This window comes from Planomonospora algeriensis, assembly GCF_977012225.1.
On the sequence record NZ_CDRNDK010000478.1, the window covers coordinates 1 to 4,582 of the forward strand.

Here is a 4,582-nt window from a genome sequence, read left to right on the forward strand (position 1 = left end):
CCCCGCGCCCCCGCCGCCGCACCGCGGCGGCTTCCGGGGTCCCCTCCCTCAGGGCTCGAGCTCCCGCAGGGCCGCCCGTACGGCCTGCTCGCGCGCCCAGGCCGCGTCCCTGCCGGGCAGACCGAGGAGGACCTCGTACGCCAGGCCGTCCATGACACGGCACGTCCGCAGGGCGTGCTCCCCGATGTCGTCCACCGGCCGGAACGCCCCCCGCCCGATGCCTCCCGCCACGATCCCGGCCAGCTCCGCGGCCCAGGTCCCGGTGAAGGAGGCGATCCGGGTCAGCGTCTCCTCGTCCCGCGGCGGCCGGGCGACGACCTGCGCCCACAGCCGCCACCGCACGTCCCCCGGGCCCGTGGGGAGGTACAGCTCCACCAGGCGGGCGAGCGCCCGGCGCGGGTCGGCGACGGCCGCCAGCTCGGCGGTGCGGCGCTCGGCCAGCTCGTCCTCGCTGAGCAGGAGCGTCGAGACCAGGATCCGGTCCCGCCTGCCGAAGTAGTACATGACGTGGCCGCTGCTCATGCCCGCGCGCTCGGCGATGTCGCGCACCCGCACACGCTCGGGCCCCACCTCGTCGATCGCCAGCAGCGCGGCCCGCAGCACGTGGGTCCGCACGTCGGGACGCTCCGGTCTGGTGAGGGGCACCGCCGCCGCAGGTCCGGGCTTCGCAGTCATGAGCACCACCGTACCGGTTTAGAATCCTGATCTAAGTTTGAACGTCGTTCCAGAAGGGATGCGCCGTGCGGCTGACACCGACCGAGCGTGACCGGCTGCTGCTGTTCACCGCGGCCGAGCTGGCCCGCGCCAGGAGGGCGCGGGGGCTGCGGCTGAACGTGCCGGAGGCCACCGCGCTGATCGCCGACGCGGTCTGCGAGGCCGCCCGGGACGGGGCCCGGCTGGCCGAGGCGGTCGAGGCGGGCCGGGCGGTGCTCGGCCCGGACGACGTGCTGCCCGGCGTGGCCGACATCGTCACCGAGGTGATGGTCGAGGCGGTCTTCGACGACGGCACCCGGCTGGCCGTGGTGAGCGACCCGATCGGAGGCGGCTCCCTGGGATCCGAGGCGCCCGGCGCGGTGACCGGCGCGGCCGGCGAGGACGCGGACCCGGCGGGCCCTGCGGGTCCGGACGGGGTGGAGGTGGACGTCCTCAACACGGCGGCGGTGCCGATCAGCGTCACCTCGCACTTCCACTTCTTCGAGGCCAACCCCCGGCTCCGGTTCGACCGGGGTGCCGCCTACGGGCGCAGGCTGGCCGTCCCCGCCGGTTCGGCGGTCCGCTTCGGCCCGGGCGAGAGCCGTACCGTGCGGCTGGTCCCCATCGGCGGCGCCCGCGTCGCGATCGGGTTCGCCGGGCTGGTGGACGGGCCGCTGGACGAGCCCGGGGCGTTCGAGCGGGCCATGGACAAGGCACGGGCCTGCGGCTACCTGGGGAGCGACGCGTGAGCGAGCGGATCGGCGGAGCGGACCGCACGAGCGTGTACGGCCCGCGCAGGGGCGACCGGGTCCGGCTCGGCGACACGGGCCTGGTGGTCGAGGTCGAGCACGACTCGCAGCTGCCCGGGGAGGAGTTCCTCGCCGGGTTCGGCAAGACCGCGCGGGACGGCCTGCACCTGAAGGCCGCCTCGGTCCGGGAGACCTGCGACCTGGTGATCTCCAACGTGCTGGTCCTGGACCCCTTCCTCGGGGTGCGGACCGCGTCGATCGGCGTCCGCGAGGGCCGCATCCACGCCGTCGGCCGGGCTGGGAACCCCGACACGCTGGACGGCGTGGACGTGGTGGTCGGCACCGGGACCACGATCGTGTCCGGCGAGGGGCTGATCGCCACGGCGGGCGCGATCGACACGCACGTGCACCTGCTCAGCCCGCGCATCATGGAGGCCTCGCTCGCCTCCGGCGTGACCACGATCATCGGGCAGGAGTTCGGGCCGGTCTGGGGCGTCGGGGTGAACTCGCCGTGGGCGCTGCGGCACGCGTTCAACGCCTTCGACGCCTGGCCGGTGAACATCGGCTTCCTGGCCCGCGGCTCCTCCTCGCACCCGGCTCCGCTGGTGGAGGCACTGGTCGAGGGCGGCGCTAGCGGCTTCAAGGTGCACGAGGACATGGGAGCGCACACCCGGGCGCTGGACACCGCGCTGCGGGTGGCCGAGGAGTACGACGTGCAGGTGGCGCTGCACACCGACGGCCTGAATGAGTGCCTGTCGGTCGAGGACACGCTCGCCGTGCTCGACGGCCGGACGATCCACGCCTTCCACATCGAGGGCTGCGGCGGCGGCCACGTGCCGGACGTGCTCCGGCTGGCCGGGGTGGCCAACGTGATCGGCTCCTCCACCAACCCGACGCTGCCCTTCGGCCGGGACGCGGTCGCCGAGCACCACGGGATGATCGTCTCGGTGCACGGCCTCAAGCCGGAGCTGCCCGGCGACGCCGCCCTGGCGCGGGACCGGATCCGGGCGGGCACCATGGGCGCCGAGGACGTGCTGCACGACCTCGGCGTCATCGGCATCACCTCCTCCGACGCCCAGGGCATGGGCCGCGCGGGCGAGACGGTCCGCCGGACGTTCGCCATGGCCGGGAAGATGAAGGGCGAGCCGGGCACGGGGCCGGAGGCGGGGCTGGACGCGGGCGGGCGCAACGACAACGAGCGGGTCCTGCGCTACCTGGCCAAGCTGACGGTCAACCCGGCGATCGCGCACGGGCTGGCCCACGAGGTCGGCTCCCTGGAGCCGGGCAGGCTGGCCGACATCGTGCTGTGGCGCCCCGACCACTTCGGCGCCAAGCCGCAGCTCGTGCTGAAGGCCGGTTTCCCCGCCTACGGCGTGACCGGTGACCCGAACGCCTCCACCGACGCCTGTGAGCCGCTGGTGCTGGGCCCGCAGTTCGGCGCGCACGGGGCCACCGCCGCGGACCTGTCGGTGGCCTTCGTCAGCGGGGCCGCCGCAGGGGCGGGCGGAGACGGGATGACCACCCGGCGCCGCCGCGTCGGCGTGCGCGGCACCCGGGGCATCGGCCCGGCGGACCTGGTCCGCAACTCCCGGCTCGGCACGGTCCGGGTGGACGGGCTGGGCCGGGTCACCCTCGACGGCGAGGAGGTCCGGTCCTCCCCCGCCGACGCGGTCTCCCTCAGCCGCCTGTACTTCCTCTGACCCTCCTCTTCCCTCCCCGTCCGGGAGGGCCCCGCCCGTCCGAGGACGGCCGATCCCCCAGGAGCCAGCACATGTTCTCCATGCCGCCGGAGTGGCACCCGCACACCCGCACCTGGATGTCCTGGCCGGTCTCCGGCTACGCCCTGGCGGATCCGGAGGCGTCCTACCGGGCCTGGTCGGACGTGGCCAACGCGGTCGTGCGCCACGAGCCGGTCACCATGGTCGTCGACCCGAGCGAGCGCGGATCCGCCGCCCGGTGGCTGGACCCCCGCGTCGAGGTGATGGAGCAGCCGCTCGACGACTGCTGGATGCGCGACAACGGCCCCACCTTCCTGATCGACGGGCGAGGCGGCCTGGCCGGGGTGGACTGGACCTTCAACGGCTGGGGCTGGAACGCCCACGCCAAGGACGACCTGGTGGCCCGGGCGGTCCTGGAGCGGGCCGGGGCGCGGCGCCTGCGCTCGGAGCTCGTCAACGAGGGCGGCGGCATCCACGTCGACGGCGAGGGGACGGTGATCGTCACCGAGACCGTGCAGCTCGGCGAGGCGCGCAACCCCGGCTGGACCAGGCAGGAGGTGGAGGCCGAGCTCCGCGCCCGGCTGGGGGTGGAGAAGGTGATCTGGCTGCCCCGCGGCCTGACCGCCGACTACGGCCCCTACGGCACCAGCGGGCACGTGGACCTGCTGGCCTCCTTCGCCCGGCCCGGCCTGGTGCTCTGCCACGTTCAGCCCGACCCGTCCCATCCCGACCACGCGGTCACCCGGGAGAACCTCGCGATCCTGCGGGCCTCGACCGACGCCAGGGGACGCGCCCTGGAGGTGGTCGAGCTGCTCGCGCCGGAGACGCGGGAGGCCGGCGGGAAGCTGGTCGACTACTCCTACGTCAACCATTACCTGGCCAACGGGCTGGTCCTGCTCTGCTCGTTCGACGACCCCCGGGACGCCCCGACCGCCGAGCTCTTCGCCCGGCTCTTCCCCGGGCGGGCGGTCGAGTCGGTGGACGCCCGGGACATCTTCGCCCTGGGCGGCGGCATCCACTGCATCACCCAGCAGCAGCCCGCATCACGATGAGTTATGGCGATACTTGTCCAGCGATTGTCCGCATCCGGCCATCCTCATAATAGATCTTGTCAGTGAGGGTTAATAGTGCGAATACTTGCGATTTGTTCTTATTGGCGAGGAAGGCACGTGATGAAGAAGGTCATCGTTCACAAGCCCGGTACGGTCGCGCTCAGCGGGGCCGCCAGCCCCAAGCACGTCGGCTGAACCGGAACCGCAGAGCCGGCGTCCAGAGATGGGCGCCGGTCCCCCCAGGAAAATGAGGAGATCGGTGAGTCGGGGACCCCTCGCCCCGGGAGAAGCCTCCGAAGAAGCGTCCCCTCCCCCCCCTGCTCCTGCCCCCCGTGGACGCCGACCGGCGCCTGCGCGGGCCGCTACACCG

At 73.7% G+C, this 4,582-nt stretch carries 4 protein-coding genes; 3 read left to right on the top strand and 1 reads right to left on the bottom strand.

All coding sequences use genetic code 11. The features are described from left to right. Positions 1-48: 48 nt before the first annotated feature. Entirely contained in the window at positions 49-675 is a 627-nt protein-coding gene (locus ACWJ6R_RS30660) for a TetR family transcriptional regulator C-terminal domain-containing protein (protein WP_449065564.1), read from the bottom strand. A 65-nt stretch (positions 676-740) separates the two neighbouring features. Between ACWJ6R_RS30660 and ureA the strand changes: the two genes are divergently transcribed. From ureA to ACWJ6R_RS30675, 3 genes are all read left to right on the top strand, one after another. Then, positions 741-1,442 carry an urease subunit gamma gene (gene ureA, locus ACWJ6R_RS30665; RefSeq protein ID WP_449065565.1) on the top strand — a complete coding sequence of 234 codons (702 nt, stop codon included), beginning with the start codon at positions 741-743 and terminating at the stop codon, positions 1,440-1,442. After that, a complete protein-coding gene (locus tag ACWJ6R_RS30670; RefSeq protein ID WP_449065566.1) occupies positions 1,439-3,142 on the top strand; it encodes an urease subunit alpha in 1,704 nt (567 codons plus the stop codon). The genes ureA and ACWJ6R_RS30670 overlap by 4 nt, the downstream gene beginning before the upstream one ends. 71 nt (positions 3,143-3,213) lie before the next feature. After that, positions 3,214-4,212, top strand: a complete 999-nt coding sequence (locus ACWJ6R_RS30675) for an agmatine deiminase family protein (RefSeq protein ID WP_449065567.1) — start codon at positions 3,214-3,216, stop codon at positions 4,210-4,212. Positions 4,213-4,582 lie beyond the last annotated feature (370 nt).

Coding starts and splice junctions, on each gene's coding strand:
- ACWJ6R_RS30660 (WP_449065564.1), bottom strand. CDS start 675: ATGACTGCGAAGCCCGGACCTGCGGCGGCGGTGCCCCTCACCAGACCG.
- ACWJ6R_RS30675 (WP_449065567.1), top strand. CDS start 3,214: ATGTTCTCCATGCCGCCGGAGTGGCACCCGCACACCCGCACCTGGATG.